The sequence below is a fragment of the Pseudomonas sp. TNT3 genome (genome assembly GCF_010095445.2).
Lineage (GTDB): Bacteria > Pseudomonadota > Gammaproteobacteria > Pseudomonadales > Pseudomonadaceae > Aquipseudomonas.
Map to the genome: position 1 here is coordinate 45,986 of NZ_WFGV02000005.1, position 15,239 is coordinate 61,224.

14 protein-coding genes are annotated in these 15,239 nt (G+C 57.3%); 5 read left to right on the forward strand and 9 right to left on the reverse strand.

Going from position 1 to position 15,239, the window contains the following annotated elements:
- Positions 1-145 precede the first annotated feature (145 nt).
- Entirely contained in the window at positions 146-1,642 is a 1,497-nt protein-coding gene (locus GBC55_RS04910) for a helix-turn-helix transcriptional regulator (RefSeq protein WP_162436817.1), read from the forward strand.
- 194 nt (positions 1,643-1,836) lie between these two features.
- On the forward strand, positions 1,837-2,085 hold the full coding sequence (locus tag GBC55_RS04915; RefSeq protein ID WP_162436816.1) for a DUF1652 domain-containing protein: 249 nt from the start codon (positions 1,837-1,839) through the stop codon (positions 2,083-2,085).
- A 277-nt stretch (positions 2,086-2,362) separates the two neighbouring features.
- Here GBC55_RS04915 and GBC55_RS04920 read toward each other — a convergent pair whose 3' ends face one another.
- The 8 genes from GBC55_RS04920 to GBC55_RS04955 all read right to left on the reverse strand — a co-directional run bounded on the left by GBC55_RS04920 (position 2,363) and on the right by GBC55_RS04955 (position 8,068).
- A complete protein-coding gene (locus tag GBC55_RS04920) occupies positions 2,363-2,518 on the reverse strand; it encodes a hypothetical protein (protein WP_162436815.1) in 156 nt (51 codons plus the stop codon).
- 61 nt (positions 2,519-2,579) lie between these two features.
- Positions 2,580-3,347 (reverse strand): SDR family oxidoreductase, encoded by a 768-nt coding sequence (locus GBC55_RS04925; protein ID WP_162436814.1) that lies wholly within the window; start codon positions 3,345-3,347, stop codon positions 2,580-2,582.
- A gap of 44 nt (positions 3,348-3,391) precedes the next feature.
- Positions 3,392-4,459, reverse strand: a complete 1,068-nt coding sequence (locus tag GBC55_RS04930) for a phosphotransferase family protein (protein ID WP_162436813.1) — start codon at positions 4,457-4,459, stop codon at positions 3,392-3,394.
- A 144-nt stretch (positions 4,460-4,603) separates the two neighbouring features.
- Positions 4,604-5,569 carry a 2-hydroxyacid dehydrogenase gene (locus tag GBC55_RS04935; RefSeq protein WP_162436812.1) on the reverse strand — a complete coding sequence of 322 codons (966 nt, stop codon included), beginning with the start codon at positions 5,567-5,569 and terminating at the stop codon, positions 4,604-4,606.
- A 210-nt stretch (positions 5,570-5,779) separates the two neighbouring features.
- Positions 5,780-6,220 (reverse strand): hypothetical protein, encoded by a 441-nt coding sequence (locus GBC55_RS04940; protein WP_162436811.1) that lies wholly within the window; start codon positions 6,218-6,220, stop codon positions 5,780-5,782.
- A gap of 100 nt (positions 6,221-6,320) precedes the next feature.
- Complete coding sequence (locus GBC55_RS04945) at positions 6,321-6,845, reverse strand: DUF4822 domain-containing protein (RefSeq protein ID WP_162436810.1); 525 nt, start codon at positions 6,843-6,845, stop codon at positions 6,321-6,323.
- A 225-nt stretch (positions 6,846-7,070) separates the two neighbouring features.
- A complete protein-coding gene (locus GBC55_RS04950) occupies positions 7,071-7,655 on the reverse strand; it encodes a TetR/AcrR family transcriptional regulator (protein WP_162436809.1) in 585 nt (194 codons plus the stop codon).
- A gap of 29 nt (positions 7,656-7,684) precedes the next feature.
- Complete coding sequence (locus GBC55_RS04955) at positions 7,685-8,068, reverse strand: tautomerase family protein (RefSeq protein WP_162436808.1); 384 nt, start codon at positions 8,066-8,068, stop codon at positions 7,685-7,687.
- A gap of 278 nt (positions 8,069-8,346) precedes the next feature.
- On the opposite strand from GBC55_RS04955, the gene GBC55_RS04960 reads away from it, so the two are divergent.
- Both GBC55_RS04960 and GBC55_RS04965 read left to right on the forward strand, forming a co-directional pair.
- Positions 8,347-9,627, forward strand: coding sequence for a serine/threonine transporter (locus GBC55_RS04960; RefSeq protein WP_162436807.1), 1,281 nt, complete (start codon positions 8,347-8,349; stop codon positions 9,625-9,627).
- Between the two features lie 94 nt (positions 9,628-9,721).
- The gene (locus GBC55_RS04965; RefSeq protein WP_162436806.1) at positions 9,722-11,374 is read left to right on the forward strand and encodes a SulP family inorganic anion transporter; all 1,653 of its coding nucleotides are present in this window, start codon (positions 9,722-9,724) and stop codon (positions 11,372-11,374) included.
- Positions 11,375-11,619: 245 nt separating this feature from the next.
- On the opposite strand, the gene acnB is transcribed toward GBC55_RS04965, so the two are convergent.
- A complete protein-coding gene (acnB, locus tag GBC55_RS04970; protein WP_162436832.1) occupies positions 11,620-14,229 on the reverse strand; it encodes a bifunctional aconitate hydratase 2/2-methylisocitrate dehydratase in 2,610 nt (869 codons plus the stop codon).
- A gap of 511 nt (positions 14,230-14,740) precedes the next feature.
- On the opposite strand from acnB, the gene GBC55_RS04975 reads away from it, so the two are divergent.
- On the forward strand, positions 14,741-15,211 hold the full coding sequence (locus GBC55_RS04975) for a DUF1289 domain-containing protein (protein ID WP_162436805.1): 471 nt from the start codon (positions 14,741-14,743) through the stop codon (positions 15,209-15,211).
- Positions 15,212-15,239 lie beyond the last annotated feature (28 nt).

Sequence of the window (15,239 nt, forward strand, 5' to 3'; positions counted from 1 at the left end):
AGCCGAACGCAGCCTCGCAGGCTCGACAGCTGCTACATAGGGAAACTGCAGCGGCCGTTGAAGGTCTTTGCACTATCGCAAGTCGCTGAGGTCGACATCTTCACTGAGCACCGCAAGTTGGTGCGGACCTATAAGTGGAGAGCCAATGAGCCAGGACGTCCTGACCACCGAAACCAATCGCCGCCAATTGCAGCAGATCATCGCCGGCCTGTCTGATGGTGTGATCCTGCTCGAACTTGACCAGACCATTCTGTGGGCGAACGAAGCTGCACTGACGATGCACGGTGTGGGTCGCATCAGCGATCTGGGCGCCGATTCCACGGAGTACGCCAAGCGTTTTGCCTTGCGCTATCGCAATAATCACCCGGTCGCCGTCGAAAACTACCCGATCAACCGCGTTGCCCGTGGCGAGACCTTCGGCGACGTGCTGGTTGAAGTGACCCCGGTTGACGATGACGAACGCGTCTGGGTACACAACGTGCGCAGCATGGTGCTGACCGACAGTGCCGGCGACCCTGAGTCGCTGGTGCTGATCATGGACGATGTGACGGAATGGGCCAGCGCTGAACAGCGGTTCGAAAAGACATTCCATGCCAATCCGGCGCCGGCAGTGATCTGCCGTCTCAGCGATTTGCGCTACATCAAGGTCAACTCGGGCTTTTTGGAGATGACCGGTTACACCCGCGATCAAGTGATCGGTGCTTCGACCTATGAGCTGGATATCCTGGAGGGTGCCGAAAAAAAGGACCTGGCAATCGCACGATTGCGTGAACACGCGACCATTCCGCAAATGCAGGCTGAATTGAAACTTCCTGAGGGCGGTAGCAAACAGGTAATCGTTGCCGGGCAGCCGCTGGATTTCAACGAAGAGGACTGCATGTTGTTTTCCTTTGTCGATATGGAACCCCGGCGCAAGGTCGAGGTAGCGCTGCGTCAAAGTGAAGAGCGGTTCGCCAAGGCTTTTCGTCTGACTCCGGTACCGATCCTGGTATGCGGCGCCAGCGATCAGGTGGTGATGGATATCAATGAAGCCTTCCTCGACACCTTCGCTTATCCCAGTGAAGAAGTGCTGGGCAAGACCATTACGGAAATCGGCTTTATCCATGAAAAGGGTGCTCAGGCACGCCTGTTTGCCGCCTTGGAGAAATCGGCCAGCCTGGACCGCATCGATGTCAGCCTGCGAAAGAAAAACGCCGAGCTGATCGACTGCGCCGTGTCGGCCGACACCGTGAACATTCAGGACAACCCTTGCTACCTGCTGGTAATGATGGACATCACCGAGCGTAAACGCACTGAGTTGGAGCTGGTGGCGGCGATCGAAGAAGTGATGAAAGACGCGTCATGGTTCAGTCGCACGCTGATCGAGAAGCTTGCCAATGTGAAAAGCGTCAATTCGCCGAAACTCCTCAGCGCGTCTTTTACTGATCTGACGGCGCGCGAGCGTGACGTGCTGGAGTTGATCTGCGAAGGCTTGGCTGACAAGGAAATTGCCGCTCGACTGAAATTGGCGCCCAACACGGTGCGTAATCACGTATCGACCATCTATTCGAAGCTCAATGTACACAGCCGGAGTGAGGCGATTGTCTGGGCGAGGGAGCGTGGCTTGTTTTCGGGCGAATGGAGAACCAAAGGACAGCGATAGGGTGCAAATGCACTAAGCGAGGGGGTGCAAATGTACGTGTCGTGCGGGAGGCGCTACTCGTAGCCTGTAAAGAATGCGACATGGGGGTCCAGACCCTGGTTGCGTTTTTGTGAACCCGCTGAAGGAATTGCAATATTGACAACGAACACAGCAGTACGCCGGTCGATTTTGCGCCGCTGCCGAGGTGAATTCTTATGATTTCTCTAGTGCAATTGCGTACCGAACTGGAGCGGAGTTTTTCACCCTTGGCCTGTGATTGTAGTTTGACGGGTGACAACTCGTTAACGGTGAAGCTTTACCATCCCGCATCAGGCCAGGTGGATCTGGTGGTCAGTGGATTGAGCCTGCACAACCTCAGAACGCCCAATGCGGTGGCGGCGCTGGTAGAAGAGCTGCGCTACGAGCTTGAAAGTAACAATCTGCATCAACTCGGCCCTTTGTAGTCACAAAGTGGCCATTTACTGGCATTGAACGCTGGCTAGGCTATAAGGAAAGCGAGGGTATTATTTTCTGTGACCGGTCCGCGATTTCGCGGTGTTGTCGTCGTGTCGCGGAAAGTGTCGATTACTTACCGCGGGTCAGCCTATGAACAGTCTTGGGAAACGTATTTTTTCGCCGCTGTCGCTTGTCCTTTGCGCACTGATTGTGGCGGGTTGTTCCAGTCCGCCACCGCCGCCACCTCCCGCTCCGCCACCGCCGCTCGAACGCACCTGCGAAACATCACAAAGCACTGAGGTGCAAGGTGATATGCGAGGTGATGGTCAGGTAACGCGTCAGACCGAATTGACGCGCTGTATCACTCAGTAAATACCGCACCCGGTGGGAGCAAGGCTTGCCCGCGATGGTCGTCAACGATGATGTGTTCTTACTGGACATACGCGTCATCGTTAACGGCCATCGCGGGCAAGCCACGCTCCCACAGGGGGACGCTGTTGTATCAGGAAAGGAATCCACCATCCACGTTCAAGGAAACACCGGTGGTGTAGCTCGAAGCATCGCTCGCCAGGTACAGCACCGCCCCTGCCATTTCACTCGGATCGGCCACACGCTTCAGCGGGATCTGCTGCAGTGCGGTATTGAGAATGGCCTCGTTTTTCACCAATGCAGACGCAAACTTGGTGTCGGTCAGGCCCGGCAGCAGCGCATTGCAGCGGATGCCGAACTGCGCGCATTCCTTGGCGAAGACCTTGGTCATGTTGATCACGGCGGCCTTGGTCACCGAATAGATGCCCTGGAACACGCCCGGCGAAACGCCATTGATCGACGCGACGTTGATGATGCTGCCGCCGCCGTTCTCGCGCATCAGCTTGCCGGCTTCCACCGACATGAAGAAGTAGCCGCGAATGTTCACGTCGACGGTTTTCTGGAAGGCGCTGAGGTCAGTGTCCAATACGTTGCAGAATTGCGGATTGGTCGCGGCATTGTTGACCAGGATATCGAGACGACCGAACTGTTCCTTGATACCGGCGAAGACCTGGCTGATCTGGTCCATTTCACCAATGTGGCAAGCGACGGCGGTGGCTTTGCCGCCTGCCGCGATGATCGCGTCGGCGACGTGCTGGCAACCGTCGAGCTTACGGCTCGAGACGATCACGTGGGCACCTTGCTGGGCCAGCAGTTTGGCGATGGCTTCACCGATACCGCGGCTGGCGCCGGAGACGAAAGCGATCTTGCCGTCGAGGTCGAACAACTGAGTCTTGGACATGGAATTCCCTTGTAAAAAGTCTTGTTATTGGGCCTGAAGCGTTATCAAAGGCTGGATTTCTGGATGACCTGCAAGCTCATCTGCTCCAGCAGTTTGTTCATGTGAATGAACTGCGCGAAGCGTTTGTCCTGGGTCTGACCATGGAAGAAGCGGTAGTAGATCTGCTGCACGATCCCGGCCAGGCGAAACAGGCCGTAGGTGTAGTAGAAATCGAAATTGTCGATCTGAATGCCCGCACGCTCGGCGTAGTAGTCGACGAACTCGCGGCGCGTGAGCATGCCAGGCGCATGGCTCGGTTGGCGGCGCATGAGTTGGACCGGCGCGGGATCACCAGCCTCGATCCAGTAGGCGAGGGTATTGCCCAGGTCCATCAGCGGGTCGCCGAGAGTGGTCAGTTCCCAGTCGAGCACACCGATGATCTGCATTGGGTTGTTCGGGTCGAGGATTACGTTGTCAAAGCGGTAGTCGTTGTGAACGATGCTCGACGTTGGGTGATCGGCGGGCATCTTGTCATTAAGCCAGGCTTTCACCACTTCCCATTGAGGGGCGTCCGGGGTCAGGGCTTTTTCGTAGCGATCGCTCCAGCCGCGGATCTGCCGCGCCACGTAGCCTTCGGGTTTGCCAAGGTCGCCCAAGCCACAGGCCTTGTAGTCGACCTGGTGCAGCTCGACGAACTTGTCGATGAAGCTCTTGCACAGGGTTTCGGTGTTCGCGGCATCGAGCCCCAGTTCCGGTGGCAGTTCAGAGCGCAGGATGATGCCATTGACCCGTTCCATCACATAGAACTCGGAGCCGATCAACGATTCGTCGGTGCAGTGTACGTAGGCTTTGGGACAGTACGGGAAGCCGTCACGCAGTTGATTGAGGATGCGAAATTCGCGGCCCATATCATGCGCGGACTTGGCCTTGTGGCCAAAAGGTGGCCGACGCAGGACAAACTCTTGTTCGGGGTATTCCAGTAGATAGGTGAGGTTTGATGCGCCACCCGGGAACTGGCTGATGCGAGGCAAGCCACTCAAGCCAGGAATGTGGGCCTTGAGGTAGGGGTCGATAAGGCTGGCATCGAGTTCTTCGCCGGTGCGAGTACGGGTGGACTGGTCAGTAAGCGCCATGCTTATCCCTTCTGCTTATTCTGGTGGCCTGAAACTATTGGCTAATCTAATGCGCACACCCGGCACCCACAACCACCAACCGCCCTTATAGGTGAGCGTGTTGCCGGGCGATCATTGTTTTTGATACAGCTGTTTGAATTGCGCTTACAGCACTGCGCTACTCAGGGCAGTCGGCAGGCTGACCGGTGTCAGCACCGGCTCGCCCGAGAAGAACGCCACTAGATTGCGACCCACCAATTCCACGGTGCCTTGAGTGGCCTCGGGCGACAGCCCGGCGACATGCGGAGTAAGGATCACATTGGCCAGGGCTTTCAGGGCATCCGGGACATGGGGTTCATTGTCGAAGACATCCAGCGCCGCTCCGGCGATCCTGCGTTGCTCAAGGGCGCTGATCAGGTCTGCGGTTGCGACCACACTGGCACGAGCGATGTTGACGATAAAGCCGTTCGGGCCCAAAGCATCGAGCACTTGCCTGTTAATCAGGTGCCGGGTGCCTATGCCGCCGGGTGTTGCGACCACCAGGAAGTCCGATGCACGCGCCAGCTCGGTTGGGGTGGAGCAAAAATCGTACGGCACGTCTTTGCGGTGTTGCCGGTTGTGATAGCTCACCGTCATGTCGAAGCCAAGGGCGGCGCGTTTGGCGATGGCCATGCCGACGGCACCGAGGCCGAGAATGCCCAGGTGTTTGCCTGCCAGGGAAGGGCGCATGATCTTCGGCCACTCGCCCCGGCGTACGGCAGAATCACAGCGGGGGATATCGCGCACCAGCGACAGCAGCATGGCCATGGCGTGGTCGGCAACCGAGGAGGCGTTGACCCCGGCGCCGTTGGTGACGGTGATGCCCCGGTCGGCAGCGGCTTGCAGGTCGACGTGTTCATAACCGGCACCGATCACGCAGATGATCTTGAGCGCCGGCAGTGCGGCAATTTCATCGGCGTATAAACCCAGCGGGCCACGGGTCAGGACTGCGTCGATTTGAGCACCATGGCGGGTGATGGCTGCCGCGCGTTCGGCAGGTGTCGGGGCCAGAATCAGGTGGAAGCCCTGGTGTTCGAGAATCGGCAGGTAGTCATTGATAGTTTCAACCAGTATCAGAACGGTTGCGGGCATTACTATGCTCCTGTGGTCGTAGGCGTGTCGGGCGTCATACGTCGTTTCAGAGTGCTGATTACAGAACCACTTGGCAATGGTGGTTATCGCCGCGTCGGTGTTTTTCAGTCTGGCCTGCTTCGCGCAAGAAGCAAATTTACGACTCAGCTACCTGCAAGGGTTTTGAGGTCATGGCGCAGCACACTGCAAATGCAGTGTGCTGCTTAAGTGTTACTGGGTCGTTAGCGACTGGTTAGCCTTGTTTTGTTCCGCCAGTGCGATGGCTTTGAAATCATAGGTCGGGTAGAACTCGGTTCTGTAGGTTCCCCACGCCGTATTTTCGAGTGCAAGGTTTACTTCAGCCAAACGAGAGGCTGGAAGTCGCAGTGTGACGACTTGTCCGATGCCCATCATGATGTTCCAGCTGACAACCTCGACTCCCGCGGGAGGGAATGTCTTATAGAAGCCTTGGCGGGCAAGCTGAGCTTTCAGTTCGCCCAGGGGCCTTGACTGATCATGCTTTAAAAAAACTGTCAGCATGACGGCATTTTCCGGTGTGGCAACGGCAGTTTTAGCAGCGGAGTTTGTTGTTGTCTGCGCATTGACCGCGCCGCAGAAGGCTGCGGAAACAAATAGCGTAGATACCAGCAATGTCCTGATTGTTTTCCGCACGGTGAATCTCCATGTTTGAACTTGGTCGATGGTAATTCAAATAAAGTTACAATTCGGGTCAGGACCCGGCAGAGAGATAATGTAGAGATGATCGATTGATTTATGGAATTGCAGGTGTGCCCGGCTTAAGCGCAGAGGGTGTCTCTACAGTTCCAGTGTAAGGGGCATGAACGACATGAATGCGCACAAGCGGGTTGTTTTCTACCATGTCTCGGGGCACTTCACGAGAGTAGGTGAACTCACTCTGATTCAATGTTTCCAGCCGCCTGACCATTGTCTTGGTCGGCCCGACATCGGGTACCAGAACGTGGGTTTTATGATCGCCGGTGATAAAGAAGTACCCGCCACCTCCATTGTCGTACTTTGATTTTCCTGTGTCGGTGTAAAAAAACTCATAGCGATTGCGTTCCGGGTCCCACGTCGATATTCCGACCACGCCTGGATAATTGGCTTTCACGTCCGTTTGTGGGGCACCCTCGATATACACCTTGGTGGTCAGCCATCGAGGAGAGGAGGCCAGGTCTCGGATATCGGCCGTGGCGGGCGCTTGTTGTGCAAAGCTACCGAGTGGACACAACAGTGCCGCCAGAAGCAGGCATCTGAACGTCATCGTTTTTTTATGCATGGAACTATCGCCTTCTCAGATTTATTGATTGCCGCTTTTTAGGTGTACACATTCAAAGCGCAAAAAATATAGTCCGAGAAGACGGGTCGCTCAATAGCGGGCGGATGCTTGTTACAATTAAGTGTTTATGTTTAAAGTAGTGCGCTGTATAGGTTTTTATATGTTTTGTCTGTAGGACTATTCCTGCTTATATAAAGTGATAGATCATATTGCTTGAAGAGTATTTCAAGCCTGGCTCAGAAAACACCGTGCTGCCTCGAGAATCTCATCGGATAACGGTTCGCCCCGAGTGGCCCGGGCAAGAGTGAGTGCCCCCACCATTAACGAATACTGCACCAGCGCCTGCTGTCGATCCTGAGCGTCGTCGCCAGTGTTCTGCAACGATCCAAAAATTTGTAGCAATTGGTTGAGCCCTTCATTGAATGTCTGATGCAATCCGCTATCGACGGCTTCGTGGCACATGTCCCCGGCAAAGGCCACTACCGGGCAACTGTCACCCGGGTTGTCGCGACTGGCGGCTGACAAGTAAGGCTCGATGAGGGCGCGGCGGGCAGTGTCGTTATCCGCACTCTCAGCGATTCTGGCTTGCCAACGCTCACCCGACTGCTGGAACGCGCGATCACTGGCCTCCCGCGCCAAGGCTTCCTTGGACTCGAAATGGCCATAGAAGCCGCCGTGGGTCAGACCTGCAGCGGCCATGACATCGATGACGCTGATTCCGTGCAGCCCCCGCTCACGGAACAGGCGCGTGGCGGAATCAACGATGATTTCGCGGTTGAGATCAGCTTGTTTGCGGGAAACACGGGGCATGGGCGGCTCACAGCTATAAAGGTGGGAAATCAGAGGGCGTACTGGGCAATTCCGTTGCCGAACGACCAGTTTTCTTTCTTCACTTCCACCAGATTAATGAATACATCCTCCCGGTGCACCGCCAGCTCAGCATTAAGGTTGTCGACGATGGTCTTGTAGAGGAGTTTCTTCAGGTCATCGGAACGGCCTTCACTCAGGGTGATCTGGATCATTACCAAATTGTCGGTGCGGTGGATGCCCAGGTACTGAGGATCGAAGATGAAATGATCTTCGTCGTGTTCGTTCAGGACCTGAAAATTATCGTTCTCCGGCACAGATATGGCGCTACGCATCGCGGCATAAATCTGCTGACCAACACGTTTGGCGAAGGTGGGGTCCTGATTTTTTTTGATGTCGACGCGAACCAGTGGCATGGGATGACTCCAGTCAATTGTCAGTCAAGCCAAAATACATGATGGTGGACCTTTATCAAGCGGGGAATGACGGTTCTCCTTTAATGTAATGGGGACCTGTAGGTGGGTGATTTCGCGTACATCATCTGATCCGTACAACCACTCCTCAGCTAAGTCTTTGCTTCTGTTCATTAATCCCGGACAATCGCGCCCCTGTTTCGGCCAGGGCGCTGCCTGTCGGATTTTTCCGACTCGTCCTGACCGGGTAGCAACTGACCGGAATGCGGAGATCCCACCGGATGAATGATCAGGCCAATAGCGTCGACGAACGCTATGTAACGGCGAAACCGACCAGCCTCGAAGGCTGGAATCGCCATGACACCACCTGGATGCTGGGCCTGTTCGGCACTGCAATCGGTGCAGGCACGTTGTTTTTGCCCATCAACGCAGGGCTGGGCGGTTTTTGGCCGTTGCTGGTGCTTGCGGTGCTGGCGTTCCCGATGACGTTTTATGCGCACCGTGGCCTGACCCGCTTCGTGTTGTCCGGGCGTGAAGGTGCCGACATCACCGAAGTGGTTGAAGAGCACTTCGGGATCAAGGCTGGCGCGCTGATTACATTGCTGTACTTCTTCGCGATCTTCCCGATCCTGCTGATCTACAGCGTGGCCCTGACCAATACCGTGGGCAGTTTCCTCGAGCATCAGCTGCACATCATGCCGCCACCGCGCGCCGTGTTGTCGTTGGTGTTGATTCTTGGCCTGTTGGCCGTGGTGCGCTGCGGTGAGCAGGTTATCGTCAAGGCGATGAGCCTGATGGTCTATCCGTTCATCGTTGCGTTGCTGTTTCTGGCAGTGTTCCTGATTCCGCACTGGAATGGCGGCATCCTGGCCACCGCGTCGACGCTTCCCGAGCCGTCGGCGCTGTTGCACACGCTGTGGCTAGCCATTCCAGTGATGGTGTTCTCGTTCAACCATTCGCCGATCATCTCGGCGTTCGCGGTGGATCAGAAACGTCGCTACGGTGCGCATGCCGAAGAGCGCAGCTCGCAGATCCTGTCGCGCGCCCACGCGCTGATGGTGGTCATGGTGCTGTTCTTCGTCTTCAGCTGTGTGTTGACCTTGTCACCGGCGCAGTTGGCAGAAGCGAAGGCGCAGAACCTGTCGATCCTTTCGTATCTGGCTAACCATTTCAGCAATCCGACCATCGCCTTTGCGGCGCCGTTGATTGCCTTTGTGGCGATTTCGAAGTCGTTCCTGGGGCATTACATCGGTGCCAGTGAAGGTCTCAAGGGCCTGATCGCGAAAAGCGGCAAGCGTCCGGCGCCCAAGACCCTGGATCGCATGACGGCGGCGTTCATGTTGATCGTGTGCTGGATCGTTGCGACGCTCAATCCAAGTATTTTGGGCATGATCGAAACCCTTGGCGGACCGATCATTGCGGCGATTCTGTTCCTGATGCCGATGTACGCGATCCGCAAGGTTCCGGCGATGGCGCGGTACCGTGGGCAGGCTTCCAATGTGTTCGTGACGGCGGTAGGTCTGGTGGCGATTTCGGCGTTGATTTATTCGTTGAGTGCGTGATCGCCCGGCCTGCTCGCGCAGTGCCTGAATGACAGTTACAGTGGCCGCTGCAGGCGTTACCTGCAGCGGTTTTTTTTCGCCTGGAGACAGCGGATTGCCCAGTGCCAAAGCCTCAAATTCTACCGAACAGCCCAACCGTTGGCGGGACCTGTTGGCCGGGTTGTCGATTGCCGGCCTGCTGCTGCCGGAAGCGGTCGCGTATTCGAGTATCGCCGCGCTGGCCCCCCAGGCTGGAGTGATCGCGCTGTTTGCCGGTTTGCTCTGTTATGGCGTGTTCGGTACCAGCCGATTTGCCATTGTCTCGGCGACTTCCTCCTCTGCGGCGGTGTTGGCTGCTGCCACCGCGACGCTGGCCGACGGTGATCCGCAACTGCGCTCAACCCTGGCCGTAGGCCTGGTGCTGATGACGGGCGCGTTTTTCCTGCTCGCGGGGCTGTTCAAGTTGGGGAGCGTGACATCCTTCATCGCCAAACCGGTACTGCGCGGCTTTGCCTTTGGCCTGGCCCTGACCATCATCTTGAAGCAGGTTGCCAACGTGGTTGGCGTGCACCTGACCGAAACCAATCTGGTGCGGTTTCTGCCGCAATTGCTGGAACAACTGCCGCAATGGAACTGGGTGGCGGCAGCGGTGGGCGCCGTGGCATTGGCCTTGTTGTGTCTGTTCGCGCGCTTTCGGCGCCTGCCGGGCGGGTTGCTGGTGGTGGTGATCGGTATCATGGCGGGGCAGTGGCTGAACCTGTCGGCCTATGGGGTGAAGCTGATCGGTGTCATCGACCTGAGCCTGGATGTGCCCACCTGGCCGGCGTTGCCATTCACCGACTGGCTGCGGCTGGGCGAGTTGGCGTTTGCCATGGTGATGATCCTGTACGCCGAGTCCTTTGGTTCGATCAGTTCGTATGCACTCAAACACGGGGATCGCGTCACGTCGAACCGCGATCTGCTGGCCCTGGGTGCCTCCAATCTGCTGTCGGGCCTGTTTCACGGCATGCCGGCGGGAGCCGGGTATTCGGCGACGTCGGCCAATGAAGCCGCGGGCGCCACTTCACGCCTGGCCGGTGGAGTGGCAGCGATGGTGGTATTGCTGATTCTCTTGACCGTGCTGCCCTACATTGCCCTGACCCCGGAGCCCATTCTCGCTGCCATCGTCATTCATGCCTTGGGCCGTGGTTTGAGCCTGCAACCGTTGGGGCGGTATTTCATTTGGCGCCGTGATCGAGTGCTGGTGATCTGTGCCGTCGGCGCGGTGCTGGTCCTGGGTGTGCTGGACGGCTTGCTGGTGTCGGTGGCAATCAGTGTGTTGCTGATGCTCAAGCAGCTGTCGGCTGCGGATATCCAGGTGCTCGGCCGCATCGATGACGGACACGATTTTGTCGATGTGCAGCGCCATCCTGCGGCTGTAACGGAACCCGGTGTGCTGATTGTCAGGCCGAGTGAGGCGTTGTTTTTTGCTAACGTCGAACGGATTCTGGGCGGCGCTTTGCACTTGATCCGGCATTCGCAGACGCCGATTCACACGGTGATTTTAAGTCTGGAGGAGTCGCCGGACCTTGATGGCACCAGTATTGAAGCGTTGCAGGAGTTTTTTCGACGCGTGCATGGCGAAGGTAAACGGCTGGTGTTGGCCCGTCTCAAGTATCGCGCGCAAATCGCGCTGACTGAGTTGCCGGAGGTAGAGGCTAACAGCGTGGTGCTGAGTGGATTGAGCGTGGATGGGGCGGTTCAGCAGGCCTTGAGGCTGAACACTTGACCTAACGTGAGAGTGAGGCTGTTTGCGACAGTGTGACTGCTGGCCATGTACCCACTGACATACCGCTATCGCGGGCTAGCCCGGCTCCCACAGTGACTGCGTTCGAGCACTGCATCTAGACACACCACAAACCCTGTGGGAACCGGGCTTGCCCGCGATGAGGCCAGTACTATAAGGACCTTTCTTACACACAAAAAAACGCCGCCCATCTCACGATGGGCGGCGTTTTTTATTGCTGTGTAACGTTAGGCTTGAACGACCGGGATGTTGGCGTTCGCTGCAGCTTCACGGAACTCGGCGATCTGGTCGAAGGACAGGTAGCGGTATACATCAGCCGCCATGCTGTCGATCTGGCCAGCGTATTCCATGTATTCCTCGACGGTCGGCAGGCGACCCAGGATGGAAGCAACAGACGCCAGCTCAGCCGAAGCCAGGTAGACGTTTGCGCCGTCACCCAGACGGTTCGGGAAGTTACGGGTCGACGTGGAGACTACAGTCGAGTTCGGCTCTACACGTGCCTGGTTACCCATGCACAGCGAGCAGCCCGGCATTTCCATGCGCGCGCCGGCCTTGCCGTAGATGCCGTAGTAGCCTTCTTCGGTCAGCTGGTGAGCGTCCATCTTGGTCGGAGGCGAGAGCCACAGACGAGTTGGCAGTTGACCCTTGACCTGCTCCAGCAACTTGCCGGCAGCGCGGAAGTGACCGATGTTGGTCATGCACGAACCGATGAATACTTCGTCGATCTTCTCGCCAGCAACGCTGGAGAGCAGACGGGCGTCGTCCGGATCGTTTGGCGCGCAGAGCACAGGCTCCTTGATGTCGGCCAGGTCGATTTCGATGATTTCAGCGTATTCGGCGTCAGCATCGGCAACCATCAGCTCAGGGTTGGCAACCCAGGCTTCCATCGCTTGAGCGCGACGTTCCAGAGTACGTGCATCGCCGTAGCCTTCGCCGATCATCCAGCGCAGCAGGGTGATATTGGAGTTCAGGTACTCGGTGATCGACTCTTTCGACAGCTTGATGGTGCAACCGGCAGCCGAACGTTCAGCCGAGGCGTCGGACAGCTCGAAAGCCTGTTCGATGCTCAGGTTGTCCAGGCCTTCGATTTCCAGAATGCGGCCGGAGAAGGCGTTCTTCTTGCCTTTCTTCTCGACGGTCAGCAGGCCAGCCTGGATCGCGAAGTAAGGAATGGCATGAACCAGGTCACGCAGGGTGACGCCCGGTTGCATTTTGCCTTTGAAGCGCACCAGGATCGATTCCGGCATGTCCAGCGGCATAACGCCAGTGGCTGCGGCGAACGCGACCAGACCGGAACCGGCCGGGAACGAAATGCCCATCGGGAAACGGGTGTGGGAGTCACCACCGGTACCGACGGTGTCCGGCAGCAGCATGCGGTTCAGCCAGCTGTGGATGATGCCGTCGCCCGGACGCAGGGAAACGCCGCCGCGGGTCATGATGAAGTCAGGCAGGGTGTGGTGGGTAGTCACGTCGATCGGCTTTGGATAGGCCGCGGTGTGGCAGAAGGACTGCATCACCAGATCGGTCGAGAAGCCCAGGCATGCCAGGTCTTTCAGTTCGTCACGGGTCATTGGACCGGTGGTGTCCTGGGAACCGACGGTGGTCATCTTCGGTTCGCAGTAGGTGCCAGGACGAACGCCTTTGCCTTCTGGCAGACCGCACGCCTTGCCGACCATTTTCTGTGCCAGGGTGAAGCCCTTGCCAGTGTCGACAGGTGCTTCAGGCAGCTTGAACAGGTCGGTAGGGCCCAGGCCCAGTTCGGCACGAGCCTTGTCGGTCAGACCGCGACCGATGATCAGCGGGATACGGCCGCCAGCACGGACTTCGTCCAAAAGAACCGGAGTCTTCATCTGGAAGGTGGTCAGGACTTCGTCGGTGCCGTGTTTGCAGACTTTGCCAGCATGTGGGTACAGGTCGATCACGTCGCCCATGTTCATGTTGGTAACGTCGAATTCGATTGGCAGTGCGCCAGCATCTTCCATGGTGTTGTAGAAGATCGGAGCGATTTTGCTGCCGAAGCAGAAACCGCCAGCACGCTTGTTCGGCACGAAAGGAACGTCGTCGCCGAAGAACCACAGCACCGAGTTGGTGGCCGATTTACGTGAAGAACCGGTACCGACCACGTCACCGACGTAGGCGATCGGGAAGCCGGAGTTACGCATTTCTTCGATTTGCTTCATCGGGCCGGTGACGCCTTGGACGTCAGGCACGATGCCTTCACGGGCCATTTTCAGCATGGCCAGGGCGTGCAGCGGGATGTCCGGGCGGGACCAGGCGTCCGGGGCAGGGGACAGGTCGTCGGTGTTGGTTTCGCCGGTGACCTTGAACACGCGCAGGCTGATCTTGTCGGCCAGTACAGGGCGGTTCTTGAACCACTCGCCGTCAGCCCAGGATTGCAGCACGGCCTTGGCGTGAACGTTGCCGTTCTTGGCTTTTTCCGCGACGTCGTGGAATGCGTCGAACATCAGCAGGGTGTGCTTGAGTTCTTTGGCGGCTACGGGTGCCAGTTCGGCATCTTCCAGCAGATCAACCAGGGTCACGATGTTGTAGCCGCCTTGCATGGTGCCGAGCAGTTCAACAGCGCGTTTCTTGTCAATCAGAGGGGAGGAGACTTCGCCTTTGGCGAGGGCGGACAGGAAGCCAGCCTTTACATAGGCTGCTTCGTCCACACCTGGCGGAACGCGATTGGTGATCAGGTCAACGAGGAAAGCTTCTTCGCCAGCCGGGGGATTTTTCAGCAGCTCGACCAGGCCGGCTGTTTGTTCGGCGTTAAGCGGCTGGGGAACGATACCCAGTGCTGCACGCTCTTCGATATGTTTGCGGTAGGCTTCAAGCACAGTTATTACCCTCATCAGTGGTCCCAAATGGGTGTCCGGGACGCTCATCCCGAAATTGTCGTACTCATGCGCTGCGTGGCGTTGTGGGCCACTTAGCCAGAATTACCGACAATTCCTTACAGAAGCTGCTTTCAAAGTTTTACGCCTGCAGAACGGGGAGCTGATGAGGGTTGGCGTTGGGCTTTTCCCCGCTGGAAAAACCCTTCGCCAACACCGCTCTGAAGGAACGACTGTGCTCGTGACGCTTTGAAAACAGCTTCTAACGGACATTGGCGCCTTAAAAGGCTGGCTGATTCTACGGCAAAAAAAATTTAAAGGTAAGTCGGTCCCTATTGGACTTTGGTGGAGAATTGCATTGCCGGGGGACCAGGTGTGAAGCAGGGCGCGAGCAGCGGTTGCTGCGCGTGGCGAAATCCAGTCGACCCAAAGGCCCTCAACGTTGAGGGGTGATCAATGTGGGACAAAGGGCTAACATGCCGATCTGTCCTGCTTTCCCGTGCTCTCCTTACCTATGCCCAATCAGACCATCAAGACCCCCTGCGTCGGCCTCTGCTCCACTGTTTACGGTGATCTGGTGTGCCGTGGCTGCAAGCGTTTCCACCATGAAGTGATCAACTGGAATGGTTACAACGAGGAGGAAAAGCGCGCCGTGTGGTTGCGACTGGAACAGCTGTTGTCCCAGGTGATGGCCAGTAAGCTGGAAGTTTTCGATCCCCAGCGCCTGCGTGTGCAGCTGGAACAACGCAAGATCCGCTTTGTGCCGCACCAGTCGGAATACTGCTGGGCCTATCAGCTCATCGCGCGGGGCGCGCGGGTGATCAACAACCTGGAAGCCTACGGGATGGTGTTGATGCCGGAGTTTCGGGACTGGAACCTGCCGGAATTGAGAGACGCGATTGATCGCGAGTTCTTCTTGCTCTCCGAGGCGCATTACCAGCGCTACATTGCGCCGGGTTTTCTCAAGGATGCCTTTGGCGGCTGAGTTTTAAAGTCAAAAGATCGCAGCCTTC